The sequence below is a fragment of the Paenibacillus sp. FSL R10-2771 genome (assembly GCF_038000205.1).
In the GTDB taxonomy this organism is placed as follows: Bacteria; Bacillota; Bacilli; order Paenibacillales; family Paenibacillaceae; genus Paenibacillus_AQ; species Paenibacillus_AQ phytohabitans.
The window spans coordinates 3,247,922-3,270,397 of record NZ_JBBOBM010000001.1 but is presented as its reverse complement, the minus strand read 5'-3'; the positions used below and the strand labels follow the sequence as shown (position 1 = coordinate 3,270,397).

Here is a 22,476-nt window from a genome sequence, read left to right as displayed (position 1 = left end):
ATCGGATTATAATGAATTATGGAAAAAATTATGATCTGGGGGCGATGGCCATACTCTCGTTAATCCATTCGGTCACAAAGGGGATTATGGCTGTATTCGGCTATTTTTCACGCTCCCTTTTCCGTAAAATGCTGCTCGCCTTATTCGCGATCATCACGATTACGGTATCAACGCTTGGCTTATATACCTACGATCATACTTCCTCCGATATCAAGCAGCGCGAGATCCAGAATATGGAGCTCTTCAGTTCGCAATCAGCCACCAACCTGGAGACGCAGATGGCCAATATCAAGAGTACCGCATGGAATTACTTCTCTGACCCGAGATTCCAAAGCTTCGTGCAGACGTTAGGCTCTGATCCGCTGGCTTATAGTGAATTCTCCGGCAACTTCAGTCAATTCGTGACCGATCATTCCGCAGTCGAATTCATCGTGGTTACACAGCTTGAGGGCAATCGCTTGATCAAAGGCAATCTCAATAACACGGATGTAGTCGATTTCGAAGATTTGAAGGAGATCGCGGTGGCGAATAACGGCAAAGGCGTCTGGGTCCCCTCGATAGCTTTTGACCGGCGTACAGGGCAGAAGGTTAGCACGCTGACTTTCGTACAGGCAGTCAAGAATATCAGCACGCTATCCAAGTTCCCCATTATCGGTGTCCTGATGGTCCAGCTGTCTTATGAGTATCTGAAGCAATGGCTCTCAGGACTTGGTGAGACGGAAGGCGTGGACTTTCTGCTGGTGGATGCAAGGGAAGAGACGGTCCGGATCTCTGCCGATTCCTCACTGCCCGGTAAACCGCTGGAGCGCCGTAATGATTCGGAAGTGCTGTACGTTTCCCAGCCTTTGGCGAATACGTCATGGGTACTGGTGGGCATCGTTAATGTCCGTACTCTGCTCAAAGAGGTGAACGGATTGGCGCGGGATACGATCTTGATCGGAATTGCCTGCTTATTGGGAGCCATGCTGGTGGCAATTTTGCTGTCCTCACGAATTCTTACTCCTCTCAAAGAGCTGAAGAAAGGCATTCTGGCCGTTGAGAAGGGCGATTACGATATTATTCTGCCTATCCGCACCAAAGATGAAACCGGTTACATCATTCACCGTTTTAACCACATGACTGAGGAGATCAAGTCGCTGATCCGGAAAGTGTACGAGGCAGACTTAGTCCGTAAAGAAGCGGAAATCAAGGCGCTGCAATCGCAGATCAATCCTCACTTTCTCTACAATACACTAGGCATAATCGATAGCCTTGCTACCCTGCATGATGACGACCGTATTAGCCTGATCAGCAGATCACTGGCAAAGATGTTCCGTTACAACATAAGTGCTGCCCGGACGTCAACGATACAGCTTGAGCTGCGGCAGATCGAATTGTACCTCTATATTCAGCAGCAACGGTACGGGAACCGGTTCAAATATACGATCGAAGTGGAGGATTCAATATACGGCTTCTCCATTCCGAAGCTGCTGATACAGCCCTTGGTGGAGAATTGCTTCGTGCATGTCTTCGACAGAATGTCTGCGCAATGCGAGCTGCGAATCCGGGGCTGGAGACTGTCCGATCAGGAAATCTATCTCAATGTATGGAACAACGGCCCGCCGATTGCAGCGTCAAGACTGGCGGAGCTCAACATGCTGCTGAGTCAGGATATCCAGCAGCGGCGTGACGAGCTGCCGCCATCCTCCATCGGACTGATGAACGTGCAGAACCGGATCAAGCTGCTGTATGGAAATGAATATGGTCTTACCATTACCAGTGAGCAGGAGCAAGGCACTGAAGCCGTTATTCATCTAAGAAAACTGGGAGAGGAGGAGTAGTGGGATGAAACTGCTCCTGATTGAAGATGAGCCTATCTTACGGCAAGGCCTGATCCGGATCATCGAACGGATGGGGCTGCCGATCGGGGAGATTGGCGAAGCCGCGAATGGTATTGAAGGCTTGCAGCGTCTGGCTGAGCTCCGGCCGGATATCGTCATTACGGATATCCGGATGCCGGAGATGAACGGGCTTGATTTCATCCGCGAGGCCAAGGAGGTCGACGATAAACTGCAATTTATCCTGGTCAGCGGCTATGAAGAATTCGAGTTCGCCAAAAGAGGCATCCAATACGGAGTTGCCGACTATCTGCTGAAGCCGGTCGAACCCGAAGAGCTTCGGGGCTGCCTGATCCGGATCATGGCGAAGATCGAGCAGGACCGACGGCATTCCACGCTCGGCGATGAGCTCCAGCTGCTTCAGCAAAGAAGCGAGGAGACTTCGCGTGAGCGGCTGTTGACCCAGCTGATCCAGCAGGGAGACGAGGGCTTTGCCTTCGAGCAGGACAGGGAGCTGGCTTCCATGAACACTTCTTGCCGCGAGTTCGTAATCGTCCTGTTCGAAGTCACACGGCCCGACTTGCCCTATAGCTCTTTCCTCCAGGGAGACGAAGCTCTGCTTGGATTTGCAATCTCCAATGTCATCTCCCAGCTGATTGAATCCAGGGAGCGGGAAGGGATGTTATTCCGCCATTCCATCTATCACAAAGAGCTTGTCTACCTCCTTGGAGACGGCAATTCCATCGGCCTCACCTCTATAAAGCATGAGCTTGAAGGGGTGATGACGGGGATTCACCGCTATCTTAAGCTTGAGGTGACCATCGGCTTCGGCCTGCCGGTGCGGAATATCCGCCAGATCCATCAGTCCTATCAGCAAGCCAAGCAAGCGCTGCGGGACCGGATTATCCACGGACGGAATAAAGTATACGGCTTGACACCGGCAGCCGGCGGTCAGGGTAACGGGAGCTCGGTTCTTGCGGAAGAGGATGAGCGTTTTGTATTCCGCCTTTTGAACGATGGCAATGCCGCAGCCTTAATCAAGTGGCTCGGCCCCCGTATCGAAGCACTCGTGGAGTACGAAGCTTCCAGCTTCAATCAGCTGGAGAGCTTCTGCATTGATCTCCATCTTCTCTACCGCAAATATCTGCTGCTTAAGACAAGTATCCCGGAATGGATCATCGGTGAGGTCGGCGATCTCCTGAGCTGGCTTCACGGGGTGGAGAGCTGGACGGAGATTGAGGTCAAGCTTGCCGCTATGACCCATAATATGATGGATCACTTAAACAGGATGCGGCATTCCTCGAATCCCGATCTTATGGATGAAATCAAGCTCTATATAGACAATAATCTGCATGAGCCGATCAGTCTCCAGGTCATTGCTGACCGCTTCTATATCCACCCGAATTATTTCTCCAGACGGTTCAAAGAACGGTTTAAAAGCAGCTTCATCAGCTACTTGACTGAAGAACGAATCCGCAAGGCCGGACAGCTCTTGAAGAAGACGGAGCTGCAGATCCAGGAAATTGCCGTTCTGGTTGGCTTTCCCGATGCGGCTTATTTCAGCAGCGTGTTCCGGAAATCGACTGGTACGACTCCGGTTCAGTACCGCTTGAACATGTCGGCTGCTTCAGAGTAAGGCCGATGAGTGTTGACAAGGGGGGACAAGGGTTCGATGAAGATCATGGAACATACATTGCAAGCTCACTATAAGACAATAATCTGCGGAGCGACTTGCAGCGGAATCGGAGCAGCGTTAGCGGCACCGGAGTCGACTCTGGTCGTCGAGCGGTCGGCAGCAGTAGGGCAAGAGTATATCGAGAGCTTCAACCCTGGACGGAACGATGGGCCGATTCCGCTGTCCTCATTCGGACGCTCGTTCGTGCTGGAGCTCCGTCAGCGCAATTTGACCGAGGCCGCCTTAGAGCCGGTGCACCTTCCGGGCCTTCATCCTGTTCTGTGCCGGAGACTGCTGGATGCCCGGGTTCAGGTGCTGCTCCTGACAGAGATTATTGAGATCCGGCAGCTCCCCGCAGGCTTCGAGGTTGATCTATTCAATGCATCCGGTCTACATACGGTAACGGCCGACCGCATAATAGATACGACTACATGCCGGGTATCCCGTCCGGCAGAGATCCGTCCGGCCGGGCGCAGCCTTAATGCGTATATTCACACAGGAATTGCAGATCAGGGCCTGCCTGCTGCCAGCGATCCCGGGGTGGAGTTCGTTCAAGGTCGTTTCAGCGCAGAGCATATCGTCAAATGGACGCTTGCAGCAGACGACGATTGGCCTGCTGCAAGAAACGGTCTATTAAGCTATTGGCATACCCGTCCAACTGTACTTCTCCCCTGGACAATTGCCGCCATCGCCTCCGTCTTCGATTGTGAAGTGCAGCGAGGCTTGCAGCTCGTCACGGACAGCTGGTTCTGGCTCCCGTCAAAAGGGTATGGGCACCCGGTTGAAGCTATCGATCAAGGCTATGTTCAACAAAAGAGATGGGAGGGAGCATCAGATGGAGTGCGCAGAAAGGTATAGCGGCGGCGTGGTCAACCATTCGTCCTTCGGGGGAGCTTATGCGGGACGCTATGATGTCATTGTAGCAGGGCTGGGAACAGCAGGAGCGATTGCGGCGATCACGGCGGCCAGGCAAGGGCTGAAGGTTCTTGGCGTAGAGCGTCTGCATGGCATGGGCGGTACAGGAACGGCCGGGGCTGTATGGAGCTATTATTACGGGTCGAGGGGCGGTATATCCGAGCCTCTGGATGAGCAGGTGCTAACGCTTGCTGCCGGATGCTTCACACCTTCGCAAGGCGTGAACGGAGAAGCCAAAATGATCGTAATGGAGCAGGAAGTGATTCAGCTTGGCGCAGACCTCCGGTATGAGAGCACAATCACAAGAGTCCTTAGACGGGGCAAACGCGTATGCGGAATCGAATGGATATCCCCGGAAGGCCGATTCACGGCGGACAGTGAAGTCGTGATTGATTGTACGGGAGACGCGCATGTGTGCGCGCATGCAGGAGCGGGCATGTACTGCGGCCGTAAGATGGACGGCCAGCTGCAGCCGTTCTCGAACGTATGGCTGCAGCTGGAGAACGGACAGGTTAACTGCCGGCATACCGACTCGGGTTATGCCGATCCGGGAGATGCGTTAGCTCTGTCGCAAGCAATCCTCACGTCCGCAACCGTCTCTACGCACCTGAAGGATACATATACTGAGCGGGACCGCTGGCTCCGCCTTGCACCACTGACCGGAATCAGGGAAGGACGGCTGATCGAAGGGGAAGCACAGGTGACACTCGAATGCGTCCTCAATGACATTCATACAACGGAGCCCTTGTATTACGCGTATGCGCATGTTGATCTGCACAGCAAGGATACCGCCTTCGAGAGCGAGGTGCTGCAGAAATGGACCGTTGCCTGCAGCATGTGGGGACACAAACTCTCCGTTCCGGTCCCGCTCGGCGCGCTCATTCCCAGAGGAATGGAGGGGCTGCTCGTCGCGGGCAGATGTCTGGCCGTCGATCATGACTTGGCCACCTGTGTACGGATGAAACGGGATATGCAAAAAGCAGGGGAGGCTGCCGCCTATGCCGCCTATCTCTCCATAACCAGGAAAGTACCGCTCCGGGAGGTTCCTTATCCGGAGCTATCCGCGCTGCTCACCGCAACAGGCTGCTTGCAGGCAAGCGGGCACAATACGGGTCCGGCTTGGCTCGGTCAGTCGGAGACCATCAGGGAAGGTATGTCCAGCGCGCATCCGGGGCTTTCGATCTGGTCGGCGGTTAGAATGGGTGGATCTATTCAAGCTGCATTAAGAGCCTGGATGACACAGGTTCCTGAGTCTGACCTCAGTAAGCATAGTGCATTCGCACTTGCATTGCTTGGGGATGCCTCGTCCGCACCTGTGCTGAGAAAGCTCGCGCGCGTGAAGGACCCCTTCGTACCACAGACCCGCCTCGTCCATAAGCGCAGCCATGGACGGGGCTATTCGGCGATTCTCCTGCTGGGACTGCTTGCGGACAAGGATGCGGCTGACTTGCTGTATACCCTATTGGAAGAACCTGTAGAAGCTTTCCCGAACCCGGATGCAAGTGAAGCGTCGGAGACGCCTGCCGAAGTACACTTCCAATACGTCTCGTTCGCAGTGGCTGCCTTGGCCAGAATCGGGGACCGCCACTCGGATACGCGGAGTCCAACAGCCGAAGCTTATTGTAAGCTGCTGCACAGGAAAGACCTCGGATTCGAGGTCGCCCTGCCCGGTGCGCCTCACATTCCGTACGACATGCTCCCTAAAATCCGGTTGTGCATAGAACAAACAATCCTCCGCTGGGACATCGGACCGCTGTCCTGGAGGTGAAATATTCATATTTAGCCGGTTAATTATTTCTATTTAGTAAGCGGTTGCAACCCTTTATGATGAAGGGGTACAGCAACCACACTTCACGGGGGGATTATGAAATGAAGCGTTATAAAGGGTCTACACACAAGCGGGCTGCGCTGTTAACCATGTCGCTCGCCTTCGGCCTGCTGACGGCGTGCGGTTCCGGCAACGGGAACGATCCGGCAGCCGAATCGGCGTCAACGCCGGCGGGAAATACGCCTGCGGCGGAGAATACAGCAGGGCCTTCCAAGGAAGCAGCTATCGTCGAGATTACCGTTTGGGATAAGCCGGCGCCGGATGCCGCAACGAAAGCGGTCGCCGAAGAACTGCAGGCAAAGTTCGATGCTGCTTATCCGAACATCAAGGTCACACACGAGGATGAGACGCAGACGCCCGAGAAATTCCTGGCAGCGGTTGCGGGCGGAGAGCAGCCTGATGTGTTCCGGCCATCGTTCCCCAAGATGCAGGAATACGTTCAAGCGGGCATTGTAGCGGATATTACCGATTTGATCAACGCTTCCCCTGATAAGGACCGTTTTATCGACGGCGCCTTCAACATGGCTACACGGGACGGTAAAATCTATGGCGTACCTCTCTCAATGTATTCGACGGGCGTCTATTACAACAAAAAGCTGTTCGAAACTGCCGGAATCACGAGCCTTCCCGCCACATGGGATGAATTCGCTGCTACGGCCAAGACCGTACAAGAGAAGAATCCGGGCACTATCGGTTTCGATATTCTCGGCATGGACTGGGGCGACTGGCACTTCGAGTATTACGTCTGGCAAGCCGGCGGAGATTTGACGGAGCTGCAGCCGGACGGAACGGTCAAGCTTAACTTCACTTCTGAGGCTACCGTCAAAGCCTTGCAGTATTACAAGGATTTGAAATGGACGCATAAGGTCGTTCAGAGCAATGTTCTCCAGTCTTTTGAAGAGAATAACAAGGACTTCTACAGCGGGAAGTCGGCGATGATCCTCGGAGCATCCGATGCCTATAACACCTTCGTCGGACAGGGTATGGACCCGAGCGTAATCGGCTTCATGCCATACCCGGTCGGTCCTGCGGGTGTAGGCCCATCCCAGGTGGGCGGCAGCTTCTGGGCAATCAGCCCGTCGGCAACTCCGGAGAAGCGGCAGGCGGCTTTTGATTACATTATGTTCATGTCCTCCAAGGAAGCCTTCGAGACCCGGCTGCAGTTCAATAAAGACAACGGGCTGGGAGTCAACCCGTTTACCGTCGTCAAAGACGTAGACACATCCAATTATGTTGAAGGCATGCCCGCTGATTTCTTAAGTGCCATCCGTAAGGCGGCCGAAACGCAGCAATTGGAATATTATTTGAAGTCGAGTCTGAGCCCCTATGTGGTGAAGCCGATTCAGAAGGTGCTGCTCGATCAGAATGCTGGTCCTTTGACGGAGCTCAAGGCGGCGGAACAATTGGCGCAGAAGGAAGTTATCGATAAATATAACGCAGATATCCTGAGTAAATCCGGCAAATAACCACAGATTACTGTTAAGCTGCCCGGGGTTTCCGGCAAGGGGATCCCGGCATCTATTCTTGTGCAGGCGGTGAAAAGATGAAGCTCGAATCCAGTCCTCCCCTGAAGGCCCTTCCCGCCCCCCGGACCCGTTTCCGTATCCGGTGGACGCCGGTCTTGTTTCTACTGCCATCCATTATCGTCTTCATCGTGTTTAAGTATTATCTGATCTTCTCGGCCGTGCAAATCAGTCTATTTAACTACGATATCGTGAATCCGCCCGGCAGGTTCGTCGGGTTAGAGAATTACTTCGTCTTTTTGCAGACATCGACGTTCTGGCTTGCGCTCAAGAACACTTTTATCATCTTCCTCCTGTCCGTCGCGTTAACCTTCTGGGTGCCGATCGTTCAAGCCATCTTCCTGAGCGAGATCCGCAAGGCGAACGGAGTGTACCGGGTGCTGTATCAGATTCCGAGCATTCTGCCGGTCGTGGCAGGCGCGCTGCTGTGGAAGTGGATGTACAACCCCGACAGCGGGCTGTTCAATTACTTGCTCGGCAAAATCGGCCTTGGTCCCTACGGCTGGCTCAACGATATTAACATGACTAAGTTCGCCATTGTCCTGCCGGGGTTTTTCGCCAGCGGCGGAATCGGAGTGCTGCTCTACTATGCTGCGATCAAATCGATCCCTGCAGAATTATTCGAATCGGCCAAAATCGATGGTTGCGGCCCCTGGCGCCGAATCCGGTCCCTGGTGCTGCCTAACATCCGCTTCGTAATCCTGATCCAGTTCATCTCGTTCATGTCCGGTGCACTGCTTGCATTCGATAATATCTTCATTCTGACGAAGGGCGGTCCTGCAGATGCTTCACTGGTCGTTTCCTTGCTCATTCAGCGTTCTGCCTTCGAACAATCGAACTTCGGGATGTCGGCTGCCCTGTCATTCTTCATGTTTCTGGTAATTGCCTTGCTGACGGTCATTCAATTCAAGCTGCAGAAGGAGGAGAACTGATCCTTATGAAATCTAACCGCATCTCTGAGCGAGGTGAGAAGGGACTAAAGTTCACCTCCTATGCTGTGACGATATTGTTTCTCCTGTTCGGTACGCTGCCACTCGTATGGCTGTGCCTTACTTCCATCATGGACAACGAGTCGATTCAATCGGCTACGCCCAAATTCATTCCGGACGTGCCTCACACGATTACTGTTACATTAGATTTCACGGGTGCAGCCAGCGGGGATGAGACCTTCTATAAGAAAGAAGCAATGGAGGCGATCTGGTTCCCCTGGGCATCCTTAATCCGCAACAATATCGGCGAGATTATCGTGAACGGGACGAGGGACGGCCAGCAGCTGTTCCGGGCCAAGGCCACTTCGGCGCAATTCTATGTGGGCCAGATGTCGATTGTGCCTACCCGCGTCGTCAACGATCAGGTGATGAAGCTTAAGCTGCCCACCATCGCAGAGCGGAAACTGAGTGATTTCGAATGGTACGGACCGGCCTCTAAGCCGGCCAAGGCTACGGCACCCTCCTCTGACCATGAGGTGGCGAAGCTTTACCGCGATTTCTTCGTGTCCCATGACGTGTTAGCCGGAACAATAACGAGTGTAGAGCATTCCCGCAATAAGCTAAGGCTGTTCGACAGCTTCGCCAGCCTGCAGCACATAGCGCTTGGGAAAGCCGGGGATCTCGGGTTCTACCGTTACTTCATCAACAGCGGAATGGTCACGTTCACCGTCATCATCTGGCAGCTGGTCTTCGCGGGTATCGGCAGTTATGCCTTGTCCCAGCTCATCCGCAGCAGCCGCCTCAGATTCTTCCTGTTGATGTTCTTCCTGGCGACAATTATGATTCCCGGGGTATCGATCCTGATCCCGCAATATATTCTGATCAAGAACCTGCATCTAAGTGACTCCCTGTGGGCCATCATCCTGCCGCATTTCGCCTGGGGCTTCGTAATCTTCCTGTTCAAAGGCTTCTTCGATCAGCTGCCCAAGGAATTGCTTCAGGCGGCCCGGATTGACGGTGCTGGTGAATTCAGAACCTTCTTGAAGATTGTCGTTCCCATGTCGATCCCTGTGTTCACCATCGTGGCGGTCATGACCTTCGTGCCTGTATGGAATGAATTCATGTGGCCCTACATCGTAACGAAATCGCCGGAGCATTGGACCTTCCCGGTCGCGATGAACGATATGCAGCAGACGACCAACCGCAATACCATCGTCCGGCCGAACCTGATCAGTGCGAGCGGCGTCCTCTCGCTGATTCCGCTGCTGATCTTGTTCATATCCACACAGCGTTTCGTGGAGAAAGGGATTAATTTCACAGGAATTAAGGGCTAATAACCACTTGAAGGAGCAGAGGATAAATGGAAAGCTATGAGGTTGTCATATACGGAGCAACACCCGGCGGAATCGGTGCAGCGCTCGGAGCGGCGAGGCAGGGCCGGCGGACCTTGCTTCTGGAACCGACAGATCATCTGGGAGGAATGCTGACCAGCGGACTAGGCAGAACCGATATTCTCTCTCTTGAAGCCTCCGGCGCCGTATTCCGTGAATTTGCCGGCCGCGTACATGCTTATTATCGTGACCGGTACGGCGAAGAATCCGCGCAGGTCCAGGATTGCAATAACGGATTATTCTTCGAGCCGTCCGTCGCTCAGCATATCCTGCAGGAGATGACAGGCAAGGAAACGCTGCTTCACATTCAGCTGTGTGCGGAGCTGAAGGGTGTCCGGGTAGAAGGCACTCAACTGCTGGCGATTCGGGTACAGACGGATGCTGGCGAACAGGAATTGGTCGGCAACGTATTCGTGGACGGGACTTACGAGGGTGATCTGGCGGCGATGGCAGGTGTGCCTTACCGGCTGGGGCGCGAATCCCGGGAAGAGTGGAACGAGGAGTATGCCGGCAGGCTCTATATGAACTTCGATGAATCGAAGGAAGTGTATCCCGGCAGCACCGGCGAAGGGGATGACCGGATACAAGCGTATAATTACAGGCTGTGCCTAACCCGGAACCGGGATAATTTCATTGCTTGTACCAGACCTCCGGGGTATAACCGTGACGAATATGCCCTGCTGGCAACTGATGTAGCGGAGCAGCGTATCAAGTCCATTGGCGACGTGCTTAATATGCTGGCCGTGCCGAACGGTAAGACAGACAGCAATAACCACCATTACTGCATGTGCTCGACGGATCTTCCGGAGGAGAATACGGCTTATGCCGATGGGGACCGCAGGACAAGGGAGCTATTCGCGAAACGCCAGAAGGAGTATATTCAGGGGCTGCTGTGGTTTATTCAGCACGATGAGGAGCTGCCGGAGGACTTTCGCAAGGATGCGCAGAGCTGGGGGTATGCGGCGGATGAATTTACCGCTTACGATTATTTCCCGCCGCAGTTATATGTGCGTGAAGCCAGAAGGATACAGGGAGAGTACACGTTTACAGAAAATGATGCAAGACTGGCTCCGGGCCTTGGGCGTGCGCCGATTCAATTGGACAGCATCGCGATCGGGGATTACCCCATTGATTCTCATGCCGTGAAGAAACGGGAGCCCGAAGGTCAAAACAAAGCGCTTGAGGGCTTCCTCGGCCTCAACTGGCTGTCTGAAATCTATCAGATTCCCTACGGTGTTATAGTTCCTCAAGCTATTGACGGATTGCTGGTACCGGTCGCCGTGTCCGCCAGCCATATGGGCTTCGGCACCCTCCGGATGGAGCCATGCTGGATGCAGCTCGGCTTTGCGGCCGGCATAGCCGCAGACCTTGCCATCACTAGGAACACAGATGTGCGTCTTGTGCCTGTCGATGCATTGCAGATCAGCTTGCTTGATCGGGAGCAGCGGATTACTTACTTCGAAGATGTTGCCTGGGATCATCCGGCAAGGCAGGCCGCGGAATACTTGGGAACAAAGGGGTTCTTCACTGCTTATGCTGCCGGATTAGACGATCCAATGCCGTTATCCGAAGCCTCCAGACTGATTGCATGGGCACGCAGTTTACCCGGATGCCGCAGCCTGCCTGTACTTCCGGCGACAGACAACCTAATTCCGGTTGGTACAGATATGGGGCCAAGGCTGCCCCTGGAGGAAGCCGGACCGCGGGAGTACTGGCGTGAACGGCCGCTGCTAACCGGGGCGATGGCGGCGAATTGGATACAGGTTGCATTAAGAGGGCTTGGCCTCTCCGCCCGGGAGGACCCGCTTATAGAGCTTAGCCGGGAATCCAGCATCACAAGAGGGACGTTTGTGTCCAAGCTGTATGAGCTTATCCGTGAGGTTCAGCAAATGTAGTGAGGGGGTGTGTTTTTGAGAGCATCTGGCCGATGGGCAGGCAAAAGCTGGGGCACGCTTGGCGACAGCATCAGCGCGGCGGGTGGTTATCAGCCGCTGGTGTGTGCAGAAGTTGATTTCGGAACAATGGTCAACCTCGCAGTCAGCGGTTGTCCTATGGCAGCAGGCGGAGACCGTGACTACGGGGCGACTGTACATGCGGGCAGTTCCTTAACTGAGATCCCTGACTGTGTTACTATTATGGCCGGAACCAACGATTTCAGGCTCGATAAGCCGCTGGGAAATATGGAAGGGCGGGACATTCATACGTTTTACGGTGCCTACGCCACTTTGATTGAGGACCTGTTAACCCGCAGACCGGATGCCCGTCTGAATCTGTGGACTCCGCTTCAGCGGGATAAGGACGGATGGGATACTGCCTTCATTAACGGCGCAGGCTTCCGCCTGCCGGAATACGCTGAAGCGGTCCGCAGGATCGGGGCTTATTATGCCTTGCCCGTACTGGACTTATATGCCGAAAGCGGGATTACCGGGTTAACCCTGAACTTTTTCACCGTTGACGGCCTTCATCCGAATGAGGCAGGCTTTCAGCGGATTGCAGAGCTGGCCATCCCTTTTCTGGAGCGGATTTGAACAGTCAGTGATTTGGCCAATGAAGAAATGCCGCTTCCGTCATACGGTGTTCAATAGTTTTCATCCGGTTCTCCTCCGTTTTGACGTCATGCATGGACCACCATAGATCAATTTCTGCTAAATGTTGTACGTTTTACAACTCTAATCCATGGATAGCCAGGTGATCGGAAGGATTGTTGTATGAAATACAAGAATAATCCTGCTGAGCTGCTTGAATAAGGTGAAATGCTGCAATTTGTACAACAATTTTGGATTTGGGCCGATATGAGGAGGGAAATGTTGTATTTTGGGCATGATTTTATACAAAGTTTCTGGATCTCTGCCACAGAAAGCGGATGAATCTATAACATCCTGTCCGCGCAGCGTCCACTCAAGTGCACACGTTGATCCTACTACACAAGCAGCAAACGGTACCGTCCTTTTTAGGGACGGTACCGTTTTTGCGAGAAATAGAAGGAGGAGCTGTCCCAAGCAGCTATTTCTTAGCTTGGGACAGCCCCGTATGCAGCGGGCTTATTAGCTACCCCAACCAACTATAGGGCCGAGCAGAACCTCTGTACTTATGGCATCCGTAAACGTATCGGTGGTGTGGAAGTAGTAGGAATGCTGGCCGGGAGGCAGCTTGGTCGTGTATTGATAGACTCTGCCGTCAACATAGTTAGTGTCACCTGGATTAGCAGGCTGCATGATCCGGACAACGCCGTCCAAGACCAGCTCCATGGCAAATGGGGCCTGATTATCCGCATCGGTATAAGTGACTGTGAAAGTATACTCGGTCTGCGGCGTGCCTGCTGTATGATTTACGCCTCCTGAAGTTAACGTTGGCGCACTTCCGCTGACCTGATTGGTCGCCTTAATTTCATCAATCAGCATTTCTCCGTCAGTAACTGTATTTTGTTTAAGCCAAATCGACAACTTGAGTGCCTTTTTTTCAATAGCCGGACTAAGTGCATTCAGATCAAATTGCAGATCGCTCCAGTCCGCTGGAACCTCTACCCAGCCTCCGGTCAGATTGTACGTTCTTTTGCCGTCATTGATTTCAATCCGGGTTCTGAGGTCAGGCGAGGCCGGATTCTTAAGCGTAATATTCAAAAACCGGTAGCCGCTCAGATCGACAACATCGTTCCATGGCTGGAATTTAGCCGCTGAAGTCACAGCTGACGGAGTCTGAGCGAATTTGCCGGCTGAACGTCCGTCTACTGTAAGCTTGGTGAACGTTCCTGTGCCGCCATTCTGATTATACCAGTTGACCCAGGTCGTGTTGGCCGCAGAGCCACCCCAGAAGCCGCCGCCGCCAAAATCATCATATAACAGCGGAGTGGAGGGGTCAGGCAACACCGGAGCAACAGTGTAATGAGTAGAGCTGTAGGTGTATCCGCCGGAAGAGTCCTTCGCACGAACATCTACTCTCCGGCTTACGTAGGGCAAGGATTGGCTCTCATCGATAACCGCAGCGTACACCGCACCGCTTACAGTTGAATATACATTACCGGATACCGTCATCGGCTGATAGGGCAATCCGGCTGCCGCATACTCTACCTGGCTCAGACCATCCCCGGCCTCAGCAAAAACAGTTACATCTCCGCGGACCCATTCTCCAATCACCGGAGAGAGTAGCGGCAAGGCGGGCGGCTTCGCTGTGTTGTCTGCCCCTGTTCCCGGAGTTGCACTAAGTCCCATAACTGTGTACAGGAGTCCTGCCTGAATACTGATACTGAACTCGTTATACCGCCACTGATTCGTATCATCCAGATAGAGGGAACGGTCTTCGTACCAGGGGCTTATACTGTTCCGATTCTTAGGATCTTTCATATTCGGTCCGCTGACCATGGCGCCGGGGAAGATAATCCCGGTATCACCCGCAGTATTGGAATCCTCATTGTAGCGGGTATGCGGGAACATTACATGATGGGTGCCAATGCCGGAGACCCAGCTGATATTCCACGGATTTTCTCCGAACAGCCAATACATACCTTTTACCACCGCCTCCAGTGCTGCCGGGTCACCGAATAATTCATAGTACCGCAGCAGGTCCCCTAAATAAGAAGCATGAGGTTCGTTTACGCCGAAGTTTTTGAACTGGTTCAGTACACCATACGGGGTATCATCTGAAGTGGAGAGGAAGAAATCCGCTTGCCCTTTTAACAAACTATGAATATGAGACTGTGTTGCAGCATCGGCAACCGGATAGAACTCAGCCATGGACATTGGGCTCATATCCCAGTAGTTCGTGGAGGAGATGTCACCCAAGGTTAAGGCGTTAATTGTAGCCGAGGCTGCATTCCTATACTGGATCTCGCCGGTCAGCAAGTACAGTTCGACATCAGCGAGCAGCTTGGAATTGGGGATGCCTCCTCTGGTGGAGTAAGAGCCTATTGGACCGTCAGGATGGGCAACCACATAATCATAGAAGATTACAGCTGCGCTCTCGCATTGGTCGGCAAAATCCGTGAGTTCTGCAATCCGGGCTGACGCGATATCGCCTTCGTTAATGGCCGTGCGGATCGCGCGCGCTGTAGCAGCAAGTGTACCCGCTGACTTGGCTGAGCCGCCGACGCTTAAATCGGTCAGCTTCCGGTCATCCGCTGTGACGGAGATGTTGTCGCTAGATTTCTCCGGGTGAACGAAAGAAGCATTGTTCCTGAGATTATACATTTCCCCGCCAAGCTGATCCGCGAACTTAATGAGATATTCGCTGCCGAAGACAGCTTCATCTACCAGGTCCGGGATGCCATTGCTGTCGTTATCGTACTTCACACTGTCTTTGTCCGCATAACGCGTATAAGCAAGTGCAATCTCCGCGCCGACCCATTGGTTACCGCCATATTTGCCGTAATCCCCAGCATCGTACCAGCTGCCTGTCAGATCATAATGGGTCAGGCCGTCCGCAGACTGGGCATCATCCAGGTGACCCGCGGCATGGTAGAGCTTGGCGGAAGGAGCTACACTGCTGTAACCCTCAGGATAAGCATCACTGGTGGCTACTGAGGCACGCAGAAGACGGTAGAAGGCAGTCATTTCATCCTTGTATTGATCCCACAGGTTAGGTCTGATTTCAAAAGGATAGGAATATTGCTGATTACTTCGCACCCTGTAGTTGTTCCCGGCATCCGTGACGGAGGAGAAACCGATAGAGTAGACATGCTTATTCCAATAGAAGCCCTCGTAAGTCATGGTGCCTGATGACACGACATTAGATCCATCCAAGATTTCATAAGTAGCGTCTGTGACGGTTGTGGTTGAGATGAAATTGGCGTTCTTGATATCGTCCGCACTGTAGCCGGCTTGGCTCACTACAATATCAATCACAGAAGAGGAATTGGTTACGCTCAAATTGTGAATTCCGGTCGTGACTTCATTGGAAGTCGTATCTGTGGTGCGGAAATAATAGGAGTGGGCTCCCGCCGTAAGCTTGGTCATGAACCTGTAATCTTTTCCATCCGTGTAGGTAACATCGGCTTGATCGGTTTCGCGCATAGTATAGGCCGTGTCATCAATGATCACCTGGACGGCATATGGCGCCTCGTTATCCGGGTCGGTATAAGTGGCATCGAAGGTGAAATTAGTGTTCTGGTTATAACTTCCATCTGTATCCGCACTCATCACAGCCGGGCTTAACTGAGGCGCGGTACCGCCGGAGGCCGTGGTAAACACGATATCATCGATCAGCATTTCCCCGTAAGTCCCGCCGGCTTGTCTAAGCCACACCTCCAGTTTGACTTTCTCCTTCTGAATCTTGGGCGACAGGGCATCCAGATCAAACTGCAGGCTGGTCCAGGTATTCGTTGCAGGTACGTAACCACCGGTAAGATTGTAATTGGTGATCCCATCGCTTATGACAACACGAATGAGTGACTGGGCATAACCTGCATTTTGCAAAGACAGATTCATGTAACGGTAGCCCGAGAGGTCAAAGGTCTCGTTCATCGGCTGAAACTTGGCCCAGGAGGTGGAGGAGCCTGGGGTTTGTGTGAACTTTCCAATCGTACGGGTGCCTTGGACCGTCTTGGTGAAAGTGCCGCTGCCCCCGTTCTGATTGTACCAGTTCGTCCAATTTTGTTTGAACAGCCCGCCGCCGGCAAAATCATCATACAGAAGAGGGTGGCCGGGTCCCGGCAAGGGGTTAACCGCTGCTGCGGCAGGCCGGGGAGACAGAGCGACAGTACTTATGATCAACAACAGACTGAGGCATACCGGTAATAACTTTTTGAGTCTCCCGGGGAATAGGCATGATCTGAACATCTGTTTAACCTCCTCATAGTCGGATAGTGTGAACCCTAATCTCCTTTCCTTATTTATGTAAACGCTTGCAAAAAGAGCATAAAAGAGTTACTATCACTAATCGATGATGAATTACGGGAAATATGTGATCTATACTAGGGCTGTAACGGCTTCAAACCTATGAAACAGAGATCTTTCAAAGCCTGGCGGTCAACAATCCTGATATAGATCACACAAAAGATGAAATAGATCATCTACCGGAATTTGCAGCGAGTGTACTGTGATACAAAAGGGGGGAGCATCATGTATAAAATTCTCGTGGTAGACGATGAGCCGAGAGTGAGTGCGGGAATCAAGAACTTCCTGCTCGCTTCGGATATGAACATCACTTATGTTGAAACGGCAATCAATGGGTTCGAAGCGATTGATTATTTGCGGATGGACCGCTTTGATCTGGTGCTGACCGATATACAGATGGGCCGGATGAGCGGAATTGAATTAATGGAGAATATCTATATGGAGCAGTGGAATGTCCCGGTGATTGTCATTTCCGCCCATGAGAAGTTTGATTTTGCCAAAAAATCACTCCGGCTGGGGGCAAAGGATTATCTGGTTAAGCCGGTAGAGCGAACAGAGCTGCTGCGGGTAGTCCGCAAAGCGTTAACCCAGAAAGAGCTTCCGGGGAAGAGTCTTGAGGCGGAAAGCAGGCCGGTACAGGACCAGTCCAGGCGCAATGAGTGGCTGATGGAGCTGGTTACAGAGCGGAATCTGACCCGGAAGGATATTGAAGATGTGACCAGTGAGGTGGGAGAGCTATTACAAGGACAATTCTTCGGCGTGATCTCCAGCCGCATTGATTATAGCCAGGCCGGCTTCAGCCAACAGAAGGTCACTCTGCATGACCGCAAATTATTGAAATATGCGGCGATCAATATTATGAATGAAACCTTAATGGAGTGGAATGGTTTGACCTTCAACGGCTTCGGCCATTCGATCATCAGCATTATCCAGTTATCTGCCGAAGAAATGGGCGATCCCCGGGTTAGAGTACACTCGCAGATCCATATGATCGGGCAGATGATCGCCATGAATATGAAGCAGTATCTGAATGTGGAGGCAACGATCGGCCTCAGCACTTTAGGCGGAGATGTATTAATGCTCCCCAGGCTGATGGAAGAAGCAGACACTGCGGCGGAGTGGACCAAAGTCCATCCCGGACAAAGGGTCTTCTATTATCACGATATAGCCGTGCAGGACAATCTGAGTATGGTGGTCTGGATGAGCAAGGTCAGTGAATTCATGGAGCAGATGAAATCAGCGGTAGAATCCGCCGGGGACGTGAATCCGCAAAGCATCCTTGGCCAGCTGCCGGTGTCTGAACAGTCACAGGAGGTCACGAACAGCTATTGCGGGATGCTGATCTACCGGATTTACGGGCTGCTGGTCGAATACGGACAGGGGAACGGGGTTTCCCTCTATGATTTCAACCCGGATATGGTGTTCCAGGGGCTTATCGGACAGCAGAAGCTGGAACGGCTGCACCGGTACATTGAAGATTCGGTTGCTTTTTTGCAGCAGCTCTCTAAGGCCAGAGATCAGAACGTCATCTCGCGGATTACCAGCTACATCCAGAAGAATTACCGTAATCCGGCGCTGAAAATTCAGGATATTTCCGAGGAGGTTCATTTCAGCGCAGCTCACTTGGGTTATATTTTCAAACGTGATATGAAAACCAACCTCTGGGATTATGTGACGGCCCTGCGGATGGAAGAGGCCCGGCGGCTGATGATTACCACGGACAAGAAACGGTATGAAATCGCCTTTGCGGTAGGGTATGAGTCGCCTGAGCACTTCAGCCGGATGTTCAAGAGAATGCTGGGGCTCACACCGGCAGAATTCCGCAAGCAAGCCAGAGGAGGGAACCGGACTGAAGCTGAAACTGAAACTGAAGCATAAAGTCACCCTGGCATTCCTCGTATTGATTGTCCTGCCCTTTATAGTAGTAGGCTGGATTTCAGCTTATGTGGCTGTAGACACCATCAAGGAAGAAGTCGGCAGTACAACACTCCAGCTGGTTAAACAAAATCATGTGACGATAGACAAAACCATATCCGCGATCAATGACAGGACGGTCACACTGCTGGATAATCACTTTTTCAGTAATCCGGCGGGGTACAGCTTCTGGACCGGAATTGACACATTGAATGAAATCCAGCAGGCCGATAATATTCTGGAGAGCTGGTCTACCGGGGGCACGGAATATGCAATTTATATGAGAAATATTGAGCGTAGAGATACGCCTTTTGATCTTTCCCATAAGACGAAGGGATTCAAGTATTTGGATAATGACTCCGGCGTGTTGCCTGACGCTATGGTAAGCAACATGGATGTCAGCGGCGGCGGGGCACTGCGCATTACGCATGCAGAGACCGGTGAGCAAACAATCTCGTTCATGCGCAGTATCCTCAATCCCCGGGATTATAATGAGGCCATCGGCCTGCTGGTGGTCAACAAGGTAGAGGTGCTTTTAACCCGGGATATGGTATCTGTTGAGGTGCCGTCTGCTGCCGGTATCTTTTTATTCAACGACAAGGATGAGCTGTTAATGTCCGCAGGTTCAGGCAGCATTTCACTGGCCGAGATTGACAAGAATATCGGACCTGCGGGGCCTTACGGCTTCACCTTTGCGGAAGAAGGCGGGGAAGAGTGGCTCTATGCCTATTCGGACAGTCCGAAATTCCACACCAGATTATTGTACAAAATCCCCTTAGCGTCCATTACCGGTAAACAAATCTGGCTGCAAAATATGCTCGTCATTATCTCCGTCGTTTTTTTAGCATTTGTCCTCACGTTTGTTCTCTATTTAGTGCGGCTTGTCGTCAAGCCCGTAGTGAAGCTCGTCTCGGTTATGAAAATATATGAACCCGGCAAAACGCTGTCATGGACGGAGGAGCCGCTCAGGCATGACGAGTTCGGCATTCTGTATGGATCATTTGTGAAAATGACCAAAAGGCTTGATTATTCAATTGAAGAAAATTATGTGATGCAGCTGAAACAAAAGGAGTATGAGCTGCTGATGCTTCAATCCCAGATCACCCCCCATTATCTGTACAATACCCTGGACTCGATTTACTGGTACGCGCTGGATAGCGGAAATACCGAGGTAGGCGAAATGGTCCGTGACTTATCCATGCTGCTGCGTATTGGGCTAAGCAAAGGCCGTAAAATGATTACAGCCGGGGAAGAGCTGGAGCATGCCCAGGCCTATACACGGCTGCAAGAGAAACGTTATCCTGACACCTTCGAGGTCTGCTGGCAGATCGATGAAACATTGAGCGGCTATGAAACTCCCAAAGTCATTATTCAGCCTCTGATCGAAAATGCCATTATTCATGGCGTGCGCGGAATGGATGGGGAAGGAGAGATACGGGTAACTGCCGTTCAAAGTGAAGATACCCTACGCTTCATCGTAGAGGACAACGGACATCTGCCTGTAGATCCGGATGAACTCTCAGCCATTATACAGGCAGAGCATAGTCCGAAGGGGTACGGCATCAGAAATGTGCATCAGCGGGTCCAGCTCCATTACGGGGAGGCGTATGGTTTAACCTATGAACGAAGTGTGGACGGGTGGACACGGGCAATCATCACCCTGCCTTTGCGCAGGCCTGAATGAAGGACTACCGGCTATGGGCGTTTAAAAGATCACGTTTTTACGGGAATGCATCATCGTAGCCGTGTAGAGATGGTTCTATAATAAGTCCATGAAAGGAGTAATGGACATGACTAGAGCCACTGGATTCTCAAGATTTATCCATGCCATGTGGAAGTACAAGGCGCTGACACTAATGATGCTGCCGGCCGTTCTTGTCCTTCTGGCGCACAGCTATCTGCCGATGTTCGGTATATTCATTGCGTTCAAGAATGTGAATTACATTGACGGAATTTGGGGGAGTCCATGGGTAGGATTTGATAATTTCAAATTCCTGTTCTCTTCGGGAGATATGTGGAGAATTGTAAGAAACACGCTCCTGTACAGCTTAACCTTTATGATGCTGAACCTAGTGCTGTCAGTATCGATCGCGGTGGCCATCAATGAGATCCGGAGGCGGTTTCTGGCAAAAGCTTACCAAAGCTTTATTATCCTGCCGCACTTCCTGTCTATGGTCGTGGTGAGTTATCTCGTATACGCTTTCCTGCAGCCGGATCATGGCTTCATTAATGCCACCGTCCTCAAAGCCTTCGGGCAGGATGCGGTGTTCTGGTATTCGGAGAAGGAATACTGGCCTTATATCCTGGTGTTCGTGAACGCCTGGAAGCATGCCGGCTTCGGTGCTGTAATCTACATTGCGGCGATTGCCGGAATTGACCCCGAATACTATGAGGCTGCGCTTATCGACGGGGCTTCCAAGTGGAAGCAGATTACGAACATAACGATCCCTTTTATCCGGCCGGTCATTATCATTATGACGATTCTGTCGATGGGAAGTATCTTCAGTTCAGACTTCGGGCTGTTCTTCCAGGTGCCCATGAACTCAGGGGCATTGTATCCGGTAACGGATACCGTGGATACGTATGTATACCGGGCCTTGATGCAATTAAATGATATCGGGATGTCCTCGGCCACGGCGCTTGTTCAATCGGTGGTTGGGTTCATCATGGTGATCGCAACCAATAGCGCGGTCAGACAAATTGACCGGGAACAGGCATTATTCTAAATAAAGGAGAACAATCATGGCCAATGACTCCGGCAACCGCATCGGCGGAATCTCTGTAGCTTCCAGTTTGATTTTAAACATTGCTTTTGTAATCCTCTCACTAATCTGCTTTTTGCCTGTTCTGCTTGTCATTATTGTATCCTTCACAGACGGGCAGTCCATTCTGACTCAGGGGTACAGCTTTGTTCCGGATAAATGGTCGTTGATTGCGTACGAATCCATCTTTAAGGATTTTCAGACGATTCTGTCGGGCTACCGGGTGAGCTTTACCATAACTATTCTTGGCACAGCGCTCAGTGTACTGCTCATGGCACTGTATGCCTATCCCATTTCACGTGCGGATTATCCGTTCCGTAATGCATTTACATTCTTTTTGTTCTTCACGATGTTGTTTAATGGCGGGATGGTCAGCAGATATTTAATTTACACACAGGTGCTGCATATCAAGGATTCCTATATGGCGCTGATCCTGCCCATGCTGATTGTGCCATTCAACGTAATCATTATGCGGACCTTTTTCCAGACGACCATTCATCCTGCAGTGATTGAATCGGCAAGAATTGACGGTGCGGGTGAGCTTAGAATCTTCCTGCGGATCGTTCTGCCGCTCTCGTTGCCTGTCCTGGCGACCATGGCTTTGTTCAGCACTATAGGTTATTGGAACGACTGGTTCAATGCGCTGCTGTATATCAGCAGTGAGGACAAATATCCGCTCCAGTATTTGATGATGCGTGTCCTCAATGACGTGCAGTATCTGCGCAATAACGTAGAGCTGGCCGCCCAGAATCCAACGATGATGAAGAACCTGCCGAATGAATCCTTACAGATGGCAATGGCCGTCATAGGGATGGGGCCGATTCTGATCGCGTACCCTTTCTTTCAGAAATATTTTGTCAAAGGCCTCACAGTAGGGGCTGTTAAGGGCTAAAGC

At 52.1% G+C, this 22,476-nt stretch carries 14 protein-coding genes; 13 read left to right on the top strand and 1 reads right to left on the bottom strand.

What is annotated here, in order from left to right:
• The first annotated feature begins 11 nt into the window (after positions 1 to 11).
• From NSU14_RS13990 to NSU14_RS13950, 9 genes are all read left to right on the top strand, one after another.
• The gene (locus NSU14_RS13990) at positions 12 to 1,820 is read left to right on the top strand and encodes a sensor histidine kinase (protein ID WP_042137397.1); all 1,809 of its coding nucleotides are present in this window, start codon (positions 12 to 14) and stop codon (positions 1,818 to 1,820) included.
• Positions 1,821 to 1,824: 4 nt separating this feature from the next.
• Positions 1,825 to 3,453, top strand: a complete 1,629-nt coding sequence (locus tag NSU14_RS13985; RefSeq protein WP_336100355.1) for a response regulator — start codon at positions 1,825 to 1,827, stop codon at positions 3,451 to 3,453.
• 45 nt (positions 3,454 to 3,498) lie between these two features.
• On the top strand, positions 3,499 to 4,350 hold the full coding sequence (locus NSU14_RS13980) for a hypothetical protein (protein WP_340945585.1): 852 nt from the start codon (positions 3,499 to 3,501) through the stop codon (positions 4,348 to 4,350).
• On the top strand, positions 4,328 to 6,175 hold the full coding sequence (locus NSU14_RS13975; protein ID WP_340945584.1) for an FAD-dependent oxidoreductase: 1,848 nt from the start codon (positions 4,328 to 4,330) through the stop codon (positions 6,173 to 6,175). The genes NSU14_RS13980 and NSU14_RS13975 overlap by 23 nt, the downstream gene beginning before the upstream one ends.
• Before the next feature lie 101 nt (positions 6,176 to 6,276).
• Entirely contained in the window at positions 6,277 to 7,701 is a 1,425-nt protein-coding gene (locus NSU14_RS13970) for an extracellular solute-binding protein (RefSeq protein ID WP_340945581.1), read from the top strand.
• Positions 7,702 to 7,778: 77 nt separating this feature from the next.
• Entirely contained in the window at positions 7,779 to 8,690 is a 912-nt protein-coding gene (locus NSU14_RS13965; protein ID WP_042137398.1) for a carbohydrate ABC transporter permease, read from the top strand.
• Between the two features lie 5 nt (positions 8,691 to 8,695).
• The gene (locus NSU14_RS13960) at positions 8,696 to 10,021 is read left to right on the top strand and encodes a carbohydrate ABC transporter permease (protein ID WP_042137399.1); all 1,326 of its coding nucleotides are present in this window, start codon (positions 8,696 to 8,698) and stop codon (positions 10,019 to 10,021) included.
• A gap of 26 nt (positions 10,022 to 10,047) precedes the next feature.
• Positions 10,048 to 11,973, top strand: coding sequence for an FAD-dependent oxidoreductase (locus tag NSU14_RS13955; RefSeq protein ID WP_340945575.1), 1,926 nt, complete (start codon positions 10,048 to 10,050; stop codon positions 11,971 to 11,973).
• Between the two features lie 15 nt (positions 11,974 to 11,988).
• Positions 11,989 to 12,606, top strand: coding sequence for an SGNH/GDSL hydrolase family protein (locus NSU14_RS13950; RefSeq protein WP_340945572.1), 618 nt, complete (start codon positions 11,989 to 11,991; stop codon positions 12,604 to 12,606).
• A 516-nt stretch (positions 12,607 to 13,122) separates the two neighbouring features.
• Here NSU14_RS13950 and NSU14_RS13945 read toward each other — a convergent pair.
• Positions 13,123 to 16,782: a glycoside hydrolase family 9 protein gene (locus NSU14_RS13945; RefSeq protein ID WP_340945569.1), complete on the bottom strand. Its 3,660-nt coding sequence runs from the start codon at positions 16,780 to 16,782 to the stop codon at positions 13,123 to 13,125.
• Between the two features lie 348 nt (positions 16,783 to 17,130).
• Between NSU14_RS13945 and NSU14_RS13940 the strand changes: the two genes are divergently transcribed.
• The 4 genes from NSU14_RS13940 to NSU14_RS13925 all read left to right on the top strand — a co-directional run bounded on the left by NSU14_RS13940 (position 17,131) and on the right by NSU14_RS13925 (position 22,473).
• On the top strand, positions 17,131 to 18,783 hold the full coding sequence (locus NSU14_RS13940) for a response regulator transcription factor (RefSeq protein ID WP_340945567.1): 1,653 nt from the start codon (positions 17,131 to 17,133) through the stop codon (positions 18,781 to 18,783).
• Positions 18,671 to 20,503 carry a sensor histidine kinase gene (locus NSU14_RS13935; RefSeq protein ID WP_340948942.1) on the top strand — a complete coding sequence of 611 codons (1,833 nt, stop codon included), beginning with the start codon at positions 18,671 to 18,673 and terminating at the stop codon, positions 20,501 to 20,503. Before NSU14_RS13940 ends, NSU14_RS13935 begins: the two co-directional genes overlap by 113 nt.
• 106 nt (positions 20,504 to 20,609) lie before the next feature.
• On the top strand, positions 20,610 to 21,545 hold the full coding sequence (locus NSU14_RS13930; protein ID WP_197074243.1) for an ABC transporter permease: 936 nt from the start codon (positions 20,610 to 20,612) through the stop codon (positions 21,543 to 21,545).
• A gap of 16 nt (positions 21,546 to 21,561) precedes the next feature.
• Entirely contained in the window at positions 21,562 to 22,473 is a 912-nt protein-coding gene (locus tag NSU14_RS13925; protein ID WP_336100343.1) for a carbohydrate ABC transporter permease, read from the top strand.
• Positions 22,474 to 22,476 lie beyond the last annotated feature (3 nt).